The 18383-nt window shown below is 36.5% G+C and carries 15 protein-coding genes and 1 other RNA gene; 13 read left to right on the forward strand and 3 right to left on the reverse strand.

Annotated elements, in window-relative coordinates; genetic code table 11:
* Positions 1-17 precede the first annotated feature (17 nt).
* Both A3GM_RS0102650 and rnpB read right to left on the reverse strand, forming a co-directional pair.
* Positions 18-1343, reverse strand: coding sequence for a YihY/virulence factor BrkB family protein (locus A3GM_RS0102650; protein ID WP_018361838.1), 1326 nt, complete (start codon positions 1341-1343; stop codon positions 18-20).
* 32 nt (positions 1344-1375) lie between these two features.
* Positions 1376-1753, reverse strand: an RNA gene (gene rnpB / locus A3GM_RS11270) — RNase P RNA component class A.
* Positions 1754-2118: 365 nt separating this feature from the next.
* Between rnpB and A3GM_RS0102655 the strand changes: the two genes are divergently transcribed.
* From A3GM_RS0102655 to A3GM_RS0102715, 13 genes are all read left to right on the forward strand, one after another.
* Positions 2119-3585 (forward strand): Do family serine endopeptidase, encoded by a 1467-nt coding sequence (locus A3GM_RS0102655; protein WP_018361839.1) that lies wholly within the window; start codon positions 2119-2121, stop codon positions 3583-3585.
* A 245-nt stretch (positions 3586-3830) separates the two neighbouring features.
* The gene (locus A3GM_RS0102660; RefSeq protein ID WP_018361840.1) at positions 3831-4694 is read left to right on the forward strand and encodes a sigma-70 family RNA polymerase sigma factor; all 864 of its coding nucleotides are present in this window, start codon (positions 3831-3833) and stop codon (positions 4692-4694) included.
* 232 nt (positions 4695-4926) lie between these two features.
* Positions 4927-5343: a hypothetical protein gene (locus tag A3GM_RS0102665; RefSeq protein ID WP_018361841.1), complete on the forward strand. Its 417-nt coding sequence runs from the start codon at positions 4927-4929 to the stop codon at positions 5341-5343.
* A 163-nt stretch (positions 5344-5506) separates the two neighbouring features.
* Positions 5507-6400: a hypothetical protein gene (locus tag A3GM_RS0102670; RefSeq protein ID WP_018361842.1), complete on the forward strand. Its 894-nt coding sequence runs from the start codon at positions 5507-5509 to the stop codon at positions 6398-6400.
* Positions 6376-6843, forward strand: a complete 468-nt coding sequence (locus A3GM_RS0102675; RefSeq protein ID WP_018361843.1) for a S24/S26 family peptidase — start codon at positions 6376-6378, stop codon at positions 6841-6843. Before A3GM_RS0102670 ends, A3GM_RS0102675 begins: the two co-directional genes overlap by 25 nt.
* A gap of 39 nt (positions 6844-6882) precedes the next feature.
* On the forward strand, positions 6883-7152 hold the full coding sequence (locus tag A3GM_RS0102680; protein ID WP_018361844.1) for a PqqD family protein: 270 nt from the start codon (positions 6883-6885) through the stop codon (positions 7150-7152).
* Between the two features lie 311 nt (positions 7153-7463).
* Positions 7464-7793, forward strand: a complete 330-nt coding sequence (locus tag A3GM_RS0102685; protein WP_026216095.1) for a hypothetical protein — start codon at positions 7464-7466, stop codon at positions 7791-7793.
* 264 nt (positions 7794-8057) lie between these two features.
* The gene (locus A3GM_RS0102690) at positions 8058-10397 is read left to right on the forward strand and encodes a TonB-dependent receptor (protein ID WP_018361846.1); all 2340 of its coding nucleotides are present in this window, start codon (positions 8058-8060) and stop codon (positions 10395-10397) included.
* A 42-nt stretch (positions 10398-10439) separates the two neighbouring features.
* Entirely contained in the window at positions 10440-11459 is a 1020-nt protein-coding gene (locus A3GM_RS0102695) for a hypothetical protein (RefSeq protein WP_018361847.1), read from the forward strand.
* Between the two features lie 234 nt (positions 11460-11693).
* Positions 11694-12833, forward strand: a complete 1140-nt coding sequence (locus A3GM_RS0102700; protein ID WP_018361848.1) for a porin — start codon at positions 11694-11696, stop codon at positions 12831-12833.
* A gap of 675 nt (positions 12834-13508) precedes the next feature.
* On the forward strand, positions 13509-14798 hold the full coding sequence (locus A3GM_RS0102705) for a threonine/serine exporter family protein (protein WP_018361849.1): 1290 nt from the start codon (positions 13509-13511) through the stop codon (positions 14796-14798).
* 131 nt (positions 14799-14929) lie between these two features.
* Positions 14930-16021: an HU domain-containing protein gene (locus tag A3GM_RS0102710; protein ID WP_018361850.1), complete on the forward strand. Its 1092-nt coding sequence runs from the start codon at positions 14930-14932 to the stop codon at positions 16019-16021.
* 2 nt (positions 16022-16023) lie between these two features.
* Positions 16024-16557, forward strand: a complete 534-nt coding sequence (locus A3GM_RS0102715; protein WP_018361851.1) for an FHA domain-containing protein — start codon at positions 16024-16026, stop codon at positions 16555-16557.
* Positions 16558-16840: 283 nt separating this feature from the next.
* On the opposite strand, the gene rny is transcribed toward A3GM_RS0102715, so the two are convergent.
* The gene (gene rny, locus A3GM_RS0102720; RefSeq protein ID WP_018361852.1) at positions 16841-18376 is read right to left on the reverse strand and encodes a ribonuclease Y; all 1536 of its coding nucleotides are present in this window, start codon (positions 18374-18376) and stop codon (positions 16841-16843) included.
* Positions 18377-18383 lie beyond the last annotated feature (7 nt).

Consider the following 18383-nt stretch of genomic DNA (forward strand, 5'->3'; position numbering starts at 1 on the left):
ATTACTATGCTTTTAGTTTACAATTCCATAACAGCCACTTTCCGCAAGCTGTTTAAGTAGTTTCGATGAATGGCGTATACGGTTTGCCAAGCATCGCTATCTTCCACCTCTTCACGTATATTCATATCCACATTCCATTGTCCCAAAGCCTCTAAACGGTCTATTGTCATTCCCACAGAGATATGCTCTGGCGACGTTGTAGGTTGATATACAGGGTCTTGTTCTCCATCTATCATAATACTCTTACTCATCAAGTCCGCCTCAACTAAATCATCTAATAGGTCTTGCACCACTCTAATAGAAACATTTGTCTCTAGTTTTAATTCCTTGGCAGTATATGGTTTAAGTCCTAAAGCAAAGCGTTTGCACACCTTATTTAATAAGATGAGGCATAAAAAGAGTTTATATCGATAGCTTAACTTCTTGATATCGGTAAACAAATCGAACTTTTCTAGGTTCTGATTTGTATAACATAGTTCGGCACCGAACAAACAGATGGTCCATGAAAGTTGCAACCATAGCATGAAAAGGGGTAAGGCTGCGAATGAACCATAGATGGCATTGTAACTTGAAAGGAATATCTGTGAGTTGATATATACATATTGTAAGAGCTGCATTGCAAAGCCTGAAAGGATTCCAGGTACGATTGTTGCCCGTAGTTTTACGTTTGTATTGGGCATAAACACATAGAAAAGGATAAAAACTATTGACATGATGACATACGGCATCAATGCAATAACTCCTTCCATAACGGTTCCTAAAAAGGTATATGCATGCGCTTTATCTGCTATTGTCGCTATGTATATGGAAAGACCTGATGTTAAGACAATCATAATAGGAATGATAAAGAACATCGCAATATAGTCTACAAAAGTACGAACAATGGTTCTTTCCGACTTAACATTCCATATATCATTAAAGGTAAGCTCTGTTTTTCGGGTCAACATAATGATAGTCCAGAGCATAAAAAGAAGTCCAATTCCTAAGAATACTCCACTTTTAGTATGCACAAGATAAGAGTTTACAAAGCCAATGATGGTCTCTGCCGCCTGAGGTTGACTCTCTAAAGCACCTCTAAACCATACTTCTATATATTTAGAGTATCCAAATCCTCTCGCAATAGCAAACACTACGGCACAAATAGGCACAACAGCAAGGAGCGAACTATAAGTTAATGCAGATGCATAGTCCATTATTCGCTTTGTTGTAAAGAACTTAATAGAGAGATAAAGGATTTTTATCACGTTATAAAAGAAATAACGTAAAGCAGACACATCATCAGGACCGATGCGCCAAATATCTGTTGTTAGGAATTGCTTTAAAGCTTCAAATCTAGCTGTCACGTATCTTTCTTTATCTAAAGTGTAACAAAAAGAAAAACAGAGTCTCTATAAGCCGGGTTCTGTTCCTTTATATTCTCTCGAAAAATAAAGGCATCTGTCATTTATCTAGATTGTAAGTCACCTTACAACTCAAGCATTCTACCCTCCATCGGAATAATTCGAGCGAGCAACTCTCAAACGATGGTATACGCGAACTTGCAGCTTTCGGTTGGCACAGCTTAACGATCACCCGTTAACTGGTAGTCTCTTACACTACCTTCTCACCCTTACCACCTTGCGATGGCGGTTATTTTCTTCTACCATAACCTACTATTACTAGTAGCTTTTACTTTCAAAAGCGAAACGCTCTACGCTGCCCGGACTTTCCTTTTGCCTTCTTTTAAAGGCAAACGACAGAACCAAGACTCTGCATTTCCTATTGCAAAGGTACGTAATATATCTGGATTTAGGTTCTCAAAAAGACACAAAAATGAGCAAATACACCATTTTATTTATTATAATACATTAATTTAATGAATAAAGTACACATCTACTGCGCTCTGAACCGCATTTATAACAAGAAAGAAAAGCAGAATAAGACAAAAAGAAAGGATTTGAGTTTAATAGCCGTTAAGAGGTTCCTTAAAACTGTTAAAACAGGATAAAGAATAGTGACAAAATGACAGTTTAATATATTTTGCCATTATATTTGTAACTACTTAATACGAAAACAGCATCATTTTCTTATAAGAAAGAAGTATTTAACCATAGAAATAAACAAATAAAATTATTACATATGAAAAATTATTCAAAGTATTTTCTTGCAGCTATGTGCGTTGGTGCCATGGCATTATCTACAGGAACATTTTTAAAAGTACATGCAAATACATCAGCAGCAGTGGTTGCTGGGCAGCCAGTTGATCTAACTTACGCTGCGGACAAGTCTCTTCCTGCAGTGGTATATATTAAATATGTCCAGAATAGTAAGGTGCAAACAGTGAATGTTGAGTCTGATCCTTTCTCTGATTTCTTTGGAGATCCATTCGGATTCTTTGGCAATCCACGTGGCGGACAAGGTGGAACTCAAAAGCGACAAGTGCAAACTCCAAAGAGAGAGGCTAGCGGAAGTGGTGTCATTATCTCTCCCGATGGCTATATCGTAACCAACAATCACGTTGTAGAAGGAGCCGATCAGCTTACTGTTACATTAAATGACAACCGTGAATACAATGCAAGAATCATCGGTACAGACAAGAATTCTGACCTTGCTCTTATCAAAGTAGATGGCAAAAACTTACCCGCTATTCAAATAGGAAACTCTGATGACCTCAAAGTTGGCGAATGGGTGCTTGCTGTTGGTAACCCTTTCAACCTCAACAACACTGTTACTGCAGGTATTGTTAGTGCCAAAGCACGTTCTTTAGGTGCGAATGGTGTGGAGTCATTCATACAAACTGACGCTGCAATTAATAGTGGAAACTCTGGTGGTGCACTTGTAAATACACGTGGAGAGCTTGTTGGTATCAATGCAATGCTCTACTCTCAAACTGGTTCTTACAGCGGTTATGGATTCGCAATTCCAACAACTATCATGACAAAGGTTGTGGAAGACCTCAAGAAATACGGTACTGTTCAACGTGCAGTGCTAGGTATCATGGGTGCAAATGTGCTCGACTGGAAGGACAAACAAAAAGAAGAAGGTAAAGATTTGGACCTTGGAACAAACGAAGGTATATATGTTTCAAAGGTTGAAAGCAATAGTGCTGGCGAAGCTGCAGGCTTAAAAGAAGGTGATGTTATTGTCGCTGTAGATGGTAAAAAGGTTACAAAAATGTCTGAACTTCAAGAGCTCATGGCAGGAAAACGCCCTGGAGACAAGCTAACTATCACTTATCTTCATAACAAGAAGAAAGAAAGCAAAACCGTTACACTTAAGAATGCACAAGGAAACACAAGCATTGTGAAGTCTGCAGACCTTGATGTTCTTGGCGGAAACTTCCGTACTGTAACCGAACAACAAAAAAATGAGCTAAAGATTGCTTATGGATTGGAAGTAATTAAGGTTAATGATGGAGCTTTGAAGAAGGCTGGAATTGGTAAAGGACTTATCATCTTAGATGTTAACGACACACCAATGAAGTCATTATCTGACCTCCAAAATGCAGTAAAATCTGCTTCTACGGCTAAAGATCCCGTTCTTTATATCAAGGGAGTATGGCCTACTGGCAAGAAAGATTATTTCGCAATACAAATCGGTCAATAAGATTTTAGTATCAATTTAAAACCTCAATAAACGAGAAGGCAGATTATTTTGCCTTCTCGTTTATTCTTTTTATACATCTAAACGCGCTAAAACAACAAGAAAAAAGCTACCAAAATGCTTAAAAACACCTATTCAGACAGTTAAGTATAAAGATTATATAAAATGATACAAATAAATCATTTAAAGTTCTTGTCAATATAAAATAAAATCTATATATTTGCAACTAGCACTAAACCTGCAGACAGATGAGACAACTAAAGATATCCAAATCGATTACAAATCGAGAAGATTCTACTCTTGACAAATACCTACAAGAGATCACACAAGAACGACTTCTTACCGCAGAAGAAGAGATTGCACTTGCTCGTAAGATTAAAGAAGGCGACAAAGACGCCCTCCAAAAGCTTACAAGAGCGAACTTACGCTTTGTTGTTTCAGTTGCAAAACAATACCAGCACCAAGGACTTAGCCTTCCAGATCTTATCAATGAAGGCAATATTGGTTTGATAAAGGCTGCAGAAAAGTTTGATGATACAAGAGGTTTCAAATTCATTTCGTATGCAGTTTGGTGGATTCGCCAAAGCATTATGCAAGCTCTTGCCGACCAAAGTCGTCTTGTTCGCTTACCACTTAACCAAGTTGGATCAGTAAACAAGATAAATAAAATATCAAATAAGTTTGAACAAGAGTTCGAAAGAAAGCCTTCTATTGCAGAGATTGCAGAAGAAATTAACTTGTCACAAGAAAGAGTTTCAGATGCAATTAAAGGCAATAACCGCCACGTTTCGATGGATGCTCCATTAACAGACGGCAACGATAACGGATTAGCAGACCTACTTCAAGGCAACGAAGGTCCAGATATTGACACCCATTTATTATTAGAATCGCTTCGTGAAGAATTGAAGTTGGCTTTAAATATATTAGATGAACGTGAGCGTTTCGTTATTGAAGCATTCTATGGAATCAACCAACCGGAGATGACTCTTCAAGAAATTGGCGCTAAAAAAGGATTAACAAGAGAACGAGCACGCCAAATTCGAGAGAAAGCTATAAGGAAATTAAGAAAGAATACACAAAATAAGCTCCTTAAAAGTTATCTCGGCAAATAAGTAAAAAAAGGCGAATTAGACTGTGGTCTCTCACTAATTCAGCCCCAAAGAGCGAACCAATAGAATTAAAATAGAACTCAATTTAAAAGAAAGAAAATAATAAATTGCTGACATAATCGTATGTTTTAAGATTAGAAGTTCATCTAATATTTTCTAGGAACATCATCTTTATAGCAACAGAACATTGTTCTGCGATTTATTCAGCAGGCATATTCAATACAAATAATTATTTATGACAATTGCAATTAACAAGAAGTTAGGTCTTCTTTTATTATTCTTCATCTGCTTTATCAGCGGATTTGCAGCAACAAAACAAACCAAAATATACATGTTTGGCGTTGCAACTTCATTCAATGATTCAACATTATACATTACAGAAATTCAAGAAATAAGCGGTGCTTATATCGATAGTAAAACAAAATTTCTTGTTGAAAGAGACAATTATTCATATCAACTAAGAGATTATCTTAAAGGTATTGGCGAGCAAACTCCGACAGCTACCACCATATTTGCTATCGAAAAGAAAGAGATTGAGAAGAAATACTTGGTTATAAAGAAGAAATATTTAGATCCAGGATTATACCAAGTAAAGCAAATCAACAACGCAAGTTTCACATTCAAGTCCATTACTCCCACTACAACAGAATAGCTTTTGCAATGTAAACTCATTGCTATTTGCACTCAAAGGCTATGCTTTTATGCTGTAATAGCAATACTATTGCAACCTACTTACTAAAGCATTGTTTCAAAAGTAAATAGGTGCTATTTTACAAGTGGAAAAAGATTATAAGCATAAGACATTATCACAATCAATGAAGAAACAAGATATTCACGATTTTAATATCGCTGAGTTAGATATAAGAATTATCTTCGAAGGTGATGGAACGAACAATATTAGTCTCATTCCATCATTTAGTCCTTTTGTAATCAAAGAGTCAAAAGGAGAAAGATTGTTTACTTTCACGGTTTTAGATGAATTAGAACCCATTGCAGAAGACAAGTTAGACAATATCAGAAACTTTGATACTGGCAATGGAGATACCAATGTCGACAAGATCATTGATGGTGGTTATCAGTTCAGTATCAAGAACATCAACAACAAAGAATGTTGTTTATTGATAACCAACGATGATTTTACAGAATGTCATTGCAAACTATCTGGAACCTATACTATGCGTAGTTTTGGTTTAAATAATGCCCTTATTCTTATATATGCCTTTGCAGGGGGATTTAAAGATACCTGTTTAATACACGCATCTTTAGTAAGGCAAAACGGCTACGGCTATGCTTTCATCGCTAAAAGTGGAACAGGTAAGAGCACACAAGTTAGCTCTTGGCTAAGATATATACCCAATTGCGACCTCATGAACGATGATAGTCCTGCAATACGAATCATCAACAACGAAGCATTTATATACGGAACACCATGGAGTGGCAAAACTCCTTGTTATAGAAAGGTAAAAGCTAAGCTTGGAGCAATTACAAGAATAGACCGTGCTTCGGCAAACTCTATCGACCATCTACGTCCCGTTGAGGCTGTTGCATCAGTCCTTCCCGCTATATCTACAATGAAATGGGACAAGGTTATCTATAACAATACACACAAAATCATATTCAAATTAGTAGAATTAACATCACATTACATACTTCATTGTTTACCAAACGAAGAAGCAGCACAAATATGTCACAAAGCAATAGCCAAATAAAAAAACTTCAATTAAGCAATAAACAATTCCTACCCGAAGTTATAAAAGTAATTCAAGAGGGACATACTGCAACCATTAGTCTACGAGGTTACAGCATGCGTCCATTCCTTGAAGACGGAAGAGACAAAGCTATTCTAACCAAACCAACCAACATTAAGGTTGGAGATCCAGTGCTTGCAGAATTAACAGGTCAGCAATATGTATTACATAGAATCATTACAATCAACGGAAACGATGTCGTTCTACGTGGTGATGGCAATTACCTTTGCGAATATTGCACCCTTGATGACATCAGAGCATCAGTGGTTGGATTCTACAGAAAAGGCAGAAAAACAATCGATTACACCAATCATTGGAAATGGAAAACCTATTCTTTCTTTTGGACAAGACTGTTTCCTATCCGCCGTTATCTGCTCTATATCTACAGAAAAGTATTCCTTTAAAAACATCATTCATCAACAATAATATAATAAAATATCAATATGAAGACAAAGAAAGATTTCTCATTAAAAGAAGTTTGTGGCGAATTTATCCTCATTGCAGAAGGAAAAACCAACATAGACTTTAGCGAAATCATCAGCATGAATGAATCGTCTGCGCTTTTATGGAGAGAGATTGAAGGCAAAGAGTTTACCGAAGAAACTTTAAGAGATATTCTTTTAGAGCATTATGAGGTTGAACCTGAAGTGGCATTAGCCGACGTTCAAAAGCTAATTCAAACATGGAGAAACTCGCATTTAATTGAAGAATAAGCAGAATTACATTCTATTTACAGCTCCTTTCCTCGTGAGATGTCCTACAAAATCAAGTAAGATATAAATGAAGAAAGGAGTTTTTATTTTACTATCTCGCCAAAACACATTATCAATTCACCACTAACGAGCCTCAAAAGAAACGAAATCGATTTTAATCACACACAAAAACAAGAATATTCGTACTTTCATCATACTTTCTTTTCTTAAAAAAACACAATACACTTGCATAAAAATAGTTTTTTAAAAGAATAATCTTATCTTTGCAATACTATCGAATAATAGTTTTAATTAATAAAATCAATAGTGTAATGATAAGTAGAACCACCATAAAACGCTGCTATGCGTGGATGTTATTAATAACATTCACTCTTATGTTGTCGTTAAGAGGTATCCACTATCATTATGAAACAAGTCACGATTGTGATGTAAAAACAACAGGAAGCACAGCCTGCACAACAGTCAAAGCAGTATGTAATGTCTGTGATTTCGTGTTCCAAAAAGCTAATGCTATAAAGAACACAGTTTATATCACACCAGCTCCTTACTCTATTGTAAAGTATCTGTCATTCGATACACCTTGTGTTTATCTTAGAATTTTATCGATAAACACCAATTCTCCACCATTCTTCTTAGCATAAAGCATAAAAAGAAGAATGTAACTTACTCGTGTTTTCTTTGTAAATATATCGAAGTAAATGATAGATACGTCCGTTTATACGGGTGTGCCTATATATAATTAAGGTGTAAATAACATCACACTTATTTACTTTGGGTATGTTATGAAAAGATGGCATCATTGTAAGTATTCTACAAACACATTAAGCTTAGACTTTAGCTCAATAGCTATTGGCTAACAGTTGTCGGCTTAAGAAAAACAAATCACATAATTTTTCTATTTCAAGATGAAACAAAACAAGTATCTACTGGCGCTCAGTATACTTGTTCTTTGGGGCTATTCGTCTCACACTTGCTTTGCACAAACACCTACAGAGCAACGTGAAGAAAGTTCCATTGAACTACACTTTAAAGATAAGGAAACCCTATTGCCTGTCTATGACGTAAATGTTTGGATTAATCAGGAGGCTATTCCAAGCAATAGTCAAGGCTTAATTGCACTTCCAAAAGGCATCAAAAAGACCGACGTTATAAAGGTTTCAAGCATTGGATATAAAACTATTCAATTGCATTTTGGCGATATAGAACAACAAAATGGTCAGAATGTCATTCTACTTATTCCCGATACAAAACGCTTAGACGAAGTGGTTGTTAGGGGAACTAAAAGCAGTGTGAGTGTTAACTCTGTGTCATCAACCATCAACTCACAAGCCATTCAAGGCGCAATGGGCAAATCTTTGGCTTCATTACTCGAGAATGTCAGCGGAGTTAGTAGTATTCAAACAGGTACAAGCACAGCTAAACCAGTTATACATGGTATGTATGGCAACCGAATTCTGATGATAAACAATGGCGCAAGACAAACAGGTCAACAATGGGGACTAGACCATGCGCCTGAAATCGATAAGAATAATAGTGCCAATATCAAAGTAATTAAGGGAGCAGAGTCTGTTCGTTATGGCTCAGAAGCATTAGGAGGAATAGTTGTTCTCGAACAAAAAACACTTCCATATCAAGTAGTTAAGCCTTCAGGAGCCATCTCAACACTTTACGGAAGCAACGGAAAACGCTTCAATATTGTTGCAGAAGCAGAGGGAACAATGCCTTTCTTACGGGATATTGCATGGAGATTACAAGGAACATACATCAATTCTGGAGACGCTTCAACAGCAAAGTATGTGCTAAACAACACGGGTTATCGTGAACATAACATGTCGGCAGCCTTAGGATACAAGCATGGTAAACTCAGAATTGAGGGATTTTACAGCTTATTTAATCGAAAAGAAGGTGTAATGCTCAGTGCTCAAATGGGTAGTGAGGACCTTCTTAAGAAACGTATTGCATTGGGACAACCTGCTGTTATCGAGCCTTTCTCTAGAAAGATTGATTATCCTTATCATCAAGTTACACATCACACTGCCATCGGAAAGATATATTATGATGCAGGAAAGTGGGGTAATTTCTATTGGCAAACAGCCTTTCAACAAGACGATAGAAAAGAAAATAGAGTGAGAAGAATGAATCTTTCAAGTATTCCAGCAACGAGTATGCACCTCACTTCTTTTCAAAATATGTTGAAATACGATGTCAACTATGGCGATTGGACAACGGAAGCAGGAGCTTCTTACCTACATATTCGCAACAAAAATAATGAGGGAACGGGTGTAGTACCTGTCATTCCTAATTATACTGAATATGATTTAGGTATCTATGCCATACAAAAATGGCAGCATAAGCAGTGGAATGCAGAGATTGGAATTCGTTTCGACAACCAAGAAACAAAAGCTTTGGGATATGATTACACAGGTAGTTTATACGGTGGACACCACAATTTTAGTAATGTTTCATACAACTTAGGTTTTAACTACCGCCCTTCGGAGAACTGGAGCTTTACTTCTAACCTTGGACTTGCATGGCGTGCGCCTCATGTTTACGAGCTTTATAGCAACGGAAGTGAGCTTGGTTCAGGTATGTTTGTAGTTGGAGACTCTACAATGCGCTCTGAACAAAGTACCAAATGGGTTACTTCAGCAGTGTATAAAAATAGCTTCATCAATGCAAGAGTTGACGCTTATCTTCAATGGATCAATGGTTATATCTACGATGAGCCTAGCAATCAGTTCATAACTGTTATCTCTGGAGCTTATCCAATGTTTAAATATAAGCAGACAAATGCCTTCTTTCGTGGTGTAGACTTTGATATTAGAGTTCAACCAACCAAAGCTATTGAATACCATTTCCTATGCGGTTTGATATGGGCGAATGATAAAAAAACCAACAATTATCTTCCTTTCATTCCTTCATTCCGCTTCGATCACGATATAACTTGGCAAAATATCAATATCGGAAAGATAAAAGCTTATGCACAATTAAAGCACCGCTTTGTTGCAAAACAAACACGTTTTAATCCTCAAAGCGACCTTGTAGCCTTCACACCACCTGCTTATAACCTCTTTGGAGCAGAGATTGGAACAGAATGGAATATTAACAATAACAACAAATTGCGCATTCATTTGGCAGCAGATAACATTCTAAACAAAGAATATAAAGAATATACCAACCGCTCAAGGTACTATGCTCATGACATGGGTCGTGATGTTCGATGCACCATTAGCTGGGTATTTTAAATTAACATAGAAATAAATTATAAACAAATAAATTTGACTATTATGAAGAAAAACATTTTTAAAGCATTCCTTTTCTCAGTGCTATCAATTGCATTTTCACTATCATTTATATCTTGTAGCAATGATCCTGATACCCCAGAGGATCAAACTAAGAATAAATTACACGAAGATCCTGCTAAGGTTGAGGTTGAACTTATTGAGTCTCATATGCACGGAAACTGGAATACTATTGAGACTTTAGGTGGTCCTCATCAAAATCCTGAGAGCAATGCAAAGTACTTACGCCGCATACAAAAGGTGACTTATGAACTTGTTCAGGGTAAAGGTTGGCAAGTAGCAGAGAACAGTGCGAAGAAATTCTACGTGATTCAAGCTGCAGAATATGGTACTCCTGACAACCAAAATCCTGCTCCAATCTACCTAATGTTCATAAAATACTATAACAGTAAGGGTGTACTTATGAATCAACAGTTTATCGATGGAGGTCAAGATAATATTCACCAACATTTCTTTGCAGTTGAAAATGTAAAAGATTTAATGACTGGCAATGCTAAGACTTCAAACATTTCAACTCTCGATAACATTGAATATAAATATGTAGATACCACTCCTTGGAATAAAACTGTTAAGAACGATGGTGCAAAACTAACAGGTTCGACTAATCCATTAGGCTTTAAAGGAGCTGTAAAATTCTTGCAAAACAGAACTACTTTTGATTTAAGAATCCAGCTATATCATGGTTATAGAGGAAAGAAAGATCCTAAAACACAAGCTTTCAGCCCATTTAATGCTCCTTCAGCATATCAAATTCAGCAAGGAACATGGGACATTAACTTCACTATTCCCGTTGTTGTTTACGCTAGCAGAGAAGAAAGTCTAGACGAACTTAGCGAAACATTAGACGCTAAGAACAAGCCTGAAAGCGAATATAGTGAATCAAGCAAAGAGTTTATTCATGCAATAATGAAGGCCTTTAACATCACTTGGCCAGAGGCAGTAGAAGACTATAAGACTCTATATTACACACAAGGACACGTTGAATCGGGTGCTATTTGGTTATAATATCACAATAATGACAACCTAAAAAGATATTAGGTTCACAATAAGAAAGTATTCAGTATAACTTAGCTCTCATTGTATTTCACATAGAATGCAATGAGAGTTTTTTCTTTTTATCCTTCTCTTACCTGCCAATCAGCACCTTACATGTTTTCAATAAGAATGTAATCTTTTTACTAAAGAAAAGTCATTCTTACATATTTTTTGTACATTTGCATCAATAAAAACAATCTACTTATGATGAAAAATAAAATTCTTGTAGCAGCACTACTAGCTTCTACCCTATCAATGAATGCCCAAACAGAAACTCCCAAGTGGGTTACTGATGTTAAAATTAGTGGTTATGGAATTCTAGATTACAATGTAAGCACTCAAAAAGGCAATCATTCGAATGCTTTTAACCTTCGTCTTGGACGTCTTTCTCTCGACGGAAAGTTCCTCAACGACTTTGCTTGGAAAGTCCAATTACAAGTAAATGGAAACACATCTTCATTGGGAAAATCTCCTCGTTTGGTTGATTTATTTGCAGAATGGCAAAAGTATGACTTCGCAAAGATTAAGTTTGGACAGTTTAAAAGACCTTTTACTTTTGACAATCCCTTACACCCTATCGACCAAGGATTCATGGGTGTGGCACAAAGTGTAAGCAGTCTTTCAGGTTTTAGCGATAGAACTGGAGAGCATGCATCAAACGGTCGTGATATAGGTGTTCAGCTTCAAGGAGACTTTCTCAAAACTGCTGAAGGTCGAAATCTACTTCATTACCAAATAGGTGTATTCAATGGAGAAGGTATTAACATGAAAGATGTTGACCAACAAAAAGACATTATTGGTGGATTATGGGTGATGCCTGTTGAAGGTTTGCGTATTGGTGCATTTGGTTGGACAGGCTCTACCACACGAAAAGCAAACTATACAGAAGAGGTTACTGTAGGAACTATAACCACAACACAACACGTTAGCAAAACAGTTACATTGCAAAAACGCAGATATGCATTGTCGGCAGAATATAAAAAGAACGACTGGACTGTACGAAGTGAGTTTATTCACTCTACAGGAGCAGGCTTTGCATCTAGAACTCCCGATGGAAAGAGCAAGCAATCTGTTGCTATTTCTAGCTTAGGAGACCAAGCAGAAGGCTGTTATGCTCTTATAATTGCGCCAATTATAAAGAAAAGATTGTATGCAAAAGCACGTTTCGACGCCTACACACCTACTGGCTCTTGGGGACAATCAAGAAGCCTTTACGAAATAGGTCTCGACTATGACATCGACAAACACTTTAGAATTGCAAGCGAATATGCGATCGTAAAAGATAAGATGTTGGCAAATCCTAACTACAACATCATGGATATTCAAGTGTCATTTAGATTCTAAAACCATTATAAATCAACACTAAACGCTATTACACTCAAGTAATTTATATGCTAAAAGCAAGAAACTTTATCAACAAAAGGAATGATTTTACCTACTAAAAGCAATGCAATTACAAGATAAAAGCAGTGAGTTTACAGTGCAAAAGCAATCCTTTTAAAGAGCGTTTGACGTTGAATTAAGAATAAATGGAGTTGCAACAACAATGCAACTCCATTTTCTTTTATACCTCTAAGAAGTTTTTTAGAAAAGAATAAGAGATCTTTTCTAATAATATTTCATCGCTTTTGTTTCCTAAAATCTTATTTTCATCACACAAAAGCATAAACAAAAAGCCCATAATATCTCTATTCCCCAAACAAGCTGAAAAGAAATACAACACAATTAAAGACTCATCACTAGTCAATCAACCTACCCTCTCTCAATAGCTCACTACAAAAATAGATAGAAGTACAAATAACATCGATACATCTTATTCATATATTTATGTATAGAACTTTCTTTTTTAGCTCTAACCAAATTCTTATTCTATATCAAAAGAAATTATTATAACTTAGAAATTCATTAAAAACTCCATTTAAAGAATTATTAAAAGCACTCAAACACCAGCTTTATTGGCAAAAAAGTTGTACTTTTGCAATCCGTTTATTATATGATTTAAAAGAATACTAAACAAGTATGCAACACGAAGACATTCACAAAGACCTAAAAGAAAAGGCAATTTTCTTAGCAGAGTATGCAGCAACTTTAGAGGCTGTTGGAGCACAAACCTCTCGTACTTCTTATAACACTAAGCGTATTGCAAAGTCGTTTGGCTACTGGTGTAATATGGTTATGCTTCCTAATTCGGTTAGTGTAACCCTACACAACGAAAACAGAGAACATTCATACACATACGTAAAAAAGACTCCTGAGCTAGGTCTTAACTTCAATATCAATATGAAATTGTCACATCTTTCATGGCTTGCATCAGACAATAACTTTTCATTAGACGAGCTTTGGACTCGCTTTAAGAAGATTGTTTCAGAGCCTAGAGAAAGCAGATGGACCGTTTTAGTACTTGCATCGCTTGCCAATGCTGCCTTCTGTAGATTGTTTGATGGTAACTATACCTCTATTGCTATTGTGTTTATAGCTACCTTTGTTGGTTTCTTTGTTCGTCAAGAGTTACTAAAAAGACACTGGCACATACTTGCAGTATTCACAATTTCTTCTTTTATTTCAACTATGATAGGCTCTACCGACTATCTTTTCTTCCACGGAGGAACTGAAGATATGTCACTGGGAACATCAATGTTGTATCTAGTTCCAGGTGTTCCTATCATCAATGGAGTAATGGATATGATTGATCATCATGTGCTAAATGGTATTGCACGACTAACAAAAGCCTTCATGTTAGTGGTTTGTATTGCAGTGGGATTAACCTTTACGGTTATTCTCTTAGATGTAAATCCACTTACAGTAACAAAGGTTAGCTATCCAAATGTATTGCTTGCAGCTGTTAAAGATGGTCTTTTTGCAACTATTGCTGGTTTAGGTTTCGCCGTAATTTCTAACCCTCCACGCAAAGCTTTGCTTATAACTGCCGTGCTTGTATGCGTGGGTCATGGTATAAGATATTTCTTAATGCACCACGAATCGTTGATGCTCGACCAAGTAACTGCATCTAGTATTGCAGGATTATCAATCGGTCTTCTTGCTATTCCTGCAGCTATGAAGATACACTATCCAGCAGAGGGATTCGCATTCCCAGCTCTTTTACCAATGGTTCCAGGTATGTTTGCCTACAAAGCCATTAGAGATTTGATTGGACTAGTGCGTACCCCTGACACTACAAACGATTGTGTTAATATGTTCTTCCACAACGCAACACTCACAATTCTTGTGATGATGGGTATGGTTGCATGCTGTGTTATCCCTATTTTCATATTCCATAAGCAGTCATACTCTGTAACTAGAGACGAATAATAGGTTAGAACAACAACTAGAAAGGAAGAATATTGGAAAGGCCATCGAATGAAATAAAAAGATGGTTTGTGCTCATAAAAAAGAGAATAAAGCATTCGTTTAAGTAAAAAAAATAAGGTATATTTGCAATTGTGATTGAATTAGAAAGACATATAGAAGTGCTTTTGCTGAATAATGACTGTGTTATTATTCCTAATTTTGGTGGATTTATGGTCCATCATGTAGAGGCAAGATATGATGAAAAAGACCATATCTTCTTGCCTCCATATAGAACTTTAGGATTCAATCCACAGCTAAAAATGAACGATTCATTATTAGCTCAATCATATATTGAGGCTTATGACATCAGCTATCCTGAGGCTATTAAACGCATTGAAAGTGAAGTTGATGAACTAAACCAGATACTTGACAACGAAGGCGAATACGAATTAAACGATATTGGCACCCTACATCGAAACGAAATGGGGTCTTTCGACTTCATACCTTGTGATGCTGGAATACTTACTCCCTATCTTTATGGTTTGAGTTCGTTTGAACTTGAATCTCTAAGTTCTATCAAAGCCAAGCGCAACAAGGAAGCTATTGAAGCTGAAAAGGAAACAACTAACATTCCTGCTGGCATACAAGCACTAGAGAAAGCCAATATCTTTGCTAACCAATCGTCTCTTTCTAACAATACAGAAGACGAGCAAGAAGATCAAGAAAAGAGTATTCGCATATCAATAAGCATGCTTCGAAACGCTGCAGCAGTAGCGATTTTATTCGTTGTTCTAATGCTTATCCCCACTCCTTTGTCTAACAAAAAGGACAAATTAATACAGAGTGAACTCAACACAAGTCTTCTTTATAAAATCATTCCAAATGATGTTATCACCGAAAAAGCAGGTGTAAATCCACTTGAGAAGATCGCAAGTAAGCCACAACCTGTAAGTACAAAAGAGGTTAAAGCTAAAGAAGTTGTTGAGGAGGTGAATACTCCAAAGAAACAAGAAACATTCTATACTATCGTTTTAGCAAGTAGAATTACTAAGAAGAATGCTGAAGCTTATACTGAAAGTCTTAAAAACAAAGGACTTGAAAATGCTGAAATGATAGCTAAAGGGGGTCATGTTAAGGTTATTTGCGGTAGATATGAATCTGAAAAAGAGGCATACAAAGCAATGAATAAACTTAATAACAACCCTGATTTTTCAGATTGTTGGGTAACAAAAATTCAAGAATAAGAATGAAAAGAGCAAGATGTCCTAAGTGCGACAACTATATAACTTTCGACGAAACGAAGTATCAAGCTGGACAATCACTTATATTTTCTTGCCCTGATTGTGGCAAAGAATTTGGCGTTCGCATTGGCGTTTCAAAACTAAAGAATACTCAAAAAGAGGAAGTTCTTGACGAAAATGCTAATGAGAAGGGCGCAGGTTCAATTGTAGTTATCGAAAATGTATTCCATTATAAGCAGGTTATTCCTCTTCAAATGGGCGATAACGTGATTGGAAGATATATGAAGAACAGTGGAATTAATTGTCCAATCGAAACTAACGACCCAAGTATTGATATGACTCACTGCATCATAAATGTGAGTAAAGATAAGAAAGGACAACTGAAATACGTTCTTCGTGATGGTCCAAGTTTCACTGGAACATTTGTAGATAACGAGATTTTAGGAGACAGAGAACGTCGAGTGATTGAAGAAGGATCGTTATTTACGATTGGAGCAACAAGCATAATCCTTCGCTCTGCACAAGAAACTGAAGAATAATACTTATCTCTTTAGATTCAAACAAAGAACATAAAACAAACAAAATACAATAAAACTCCTCTATAACATCATTGGTTATAGAGGAGTTTTTCTTTATATCTCTGCTTAAGAACGGCTTTATCCCAAGCGAGATAATATTTCTTTATAATAGAAGAATTCTTCTATTATAAGCAAAAAGTGCCTCAATAAGAAAAGAGCAACAGCTTTCTTACTATTACATTAGAGGTAAGAACACAAAAAATCCCATGAATATTGGAAATCAATATGCATGGGATTAAGTATTTTATTTTGCGTAAGCAACAGAGCGAGTCTCACGAATTACAGTGATCTTCACTTGACCTGGGTAGGTCATCTCATTCTGGATTTTCTCTGCTATCTCACCACTTAGCTTCTCACTTTCATTGTCGTCCATTCTATCTGCACCAACAATGACACGCAACTCACGTCCTGCTTGGATTGCATACGTTTTAGTTACACCTGGATAACTCATTGCTATAGCCTCAAGGTCATTCAATCGCTTGATATAAGCTTCAACAATTTCACGTCTTGCACCTGGTCTTGCACCGCTAATAGCATCACATACTTGTACAATAGGAGCTAAAAGAGTATTCATTTCGATTTCATCATGGTGCGCACCGATGGCATTACAGATGTCAGGTTTTTCCTTATAACGTTCTGCAAGCTTTGCTCCATAGAGCGCATGAGGCAACTCACTCTCCTCATCGGGTACCTTTCCAATATCATGAAGCAATCCTGCTCTCTTCGCTTTCTTTGGATTTAAGCCTAATTCTGAAGCCATAATAGCACAGAGGTTGGCAGTTTCTCGTGCGTGTTGTAATAGGTTTTGACCATAAGAAGAACGGTATTTCATCTTACCTACAATACGAACAAGTTCTGGATGCAATCCGTGTATACCTAAGTCTATAACTGTTCGTTTTCCAGTCTCAATAATTTCGTTTTCTAATTGTTTCTTTACTTTAGCCACAACTTCTTCAATTCGTGCGGGATGAATTCTACCATCAGCAACCAATTGATGAAGAGCTAATCGACAAATTTCACGTCTTACTGGATCGAAAGCAGAAATAACGATTGCTTCGGGAGTATCATCTACAACGATTTCAACACCTGTTGCAGCCTCAAGAGCACGGATATTACGGCCTTCACGACCAATAATACGACCTTTTATCTCATCATTTTCAATATGGAAAACGCTTACTGAGTTTTCAATTGCAGTTTCTGTAGCTACACGTTGTATGGTTTGAATAACAATTTTCTTAGCTTGTGCATTTGCATTAAGCTTTGCTTCATCCATAATCTCATTGATATAGCTTGCAGCATTTGTCTTTGCTTCGTCCTTTAAGCTCTCAATTAGACGATTCTTTGCATCCTCTGCGCTCAAACCTGATAGCTCTTCAAGCTTCGCACGCTCTTGAGTTTGCATCTTTTCTAATTCTGCTTGCTTTGTAACAAGAATCTTCTTTTCATTGTCGACACGAACTTGTGCTTGTTCAACTTCTTGCTTTCGTCTCCCAAGTTCTTCTTGACGTTGATTCAAAGACAGTTCTCTTTGTTTGAGCTTGTTTTCGCTTTGCTGTATCTTTTGATTGCGTTGCTGTACTTCACGCTCTAACTCTGCTTTCTTATTAAGAAACTTCTCTTTCACTTCAAGTAGTTTCTTTTCCTTTATAACCTCAGCATCCTTAGTGGCATTGGCTATCATTTCATTGTATTTTCCTTTTATAACGTATCGAAAAAGGAAAAAACCTGCGCAACCACCAATAAGTAATGTGATGATTTCCGTAATCAATGTTCCGATCATTTATTTT

Origin of the sequence: Hoylesella nanceiensis DSM 19126 = JCM 15639, assembly GCF_000379965.1 — a bacterium.
In the GTDB taxonomy this organism is placed as follows: domain Bacteria; phylum Bacteroidota; class Bacteroidia; order Bacteroidales; family Bacteroidaceae; genus Prevotella; species Prevotella nanceiensis.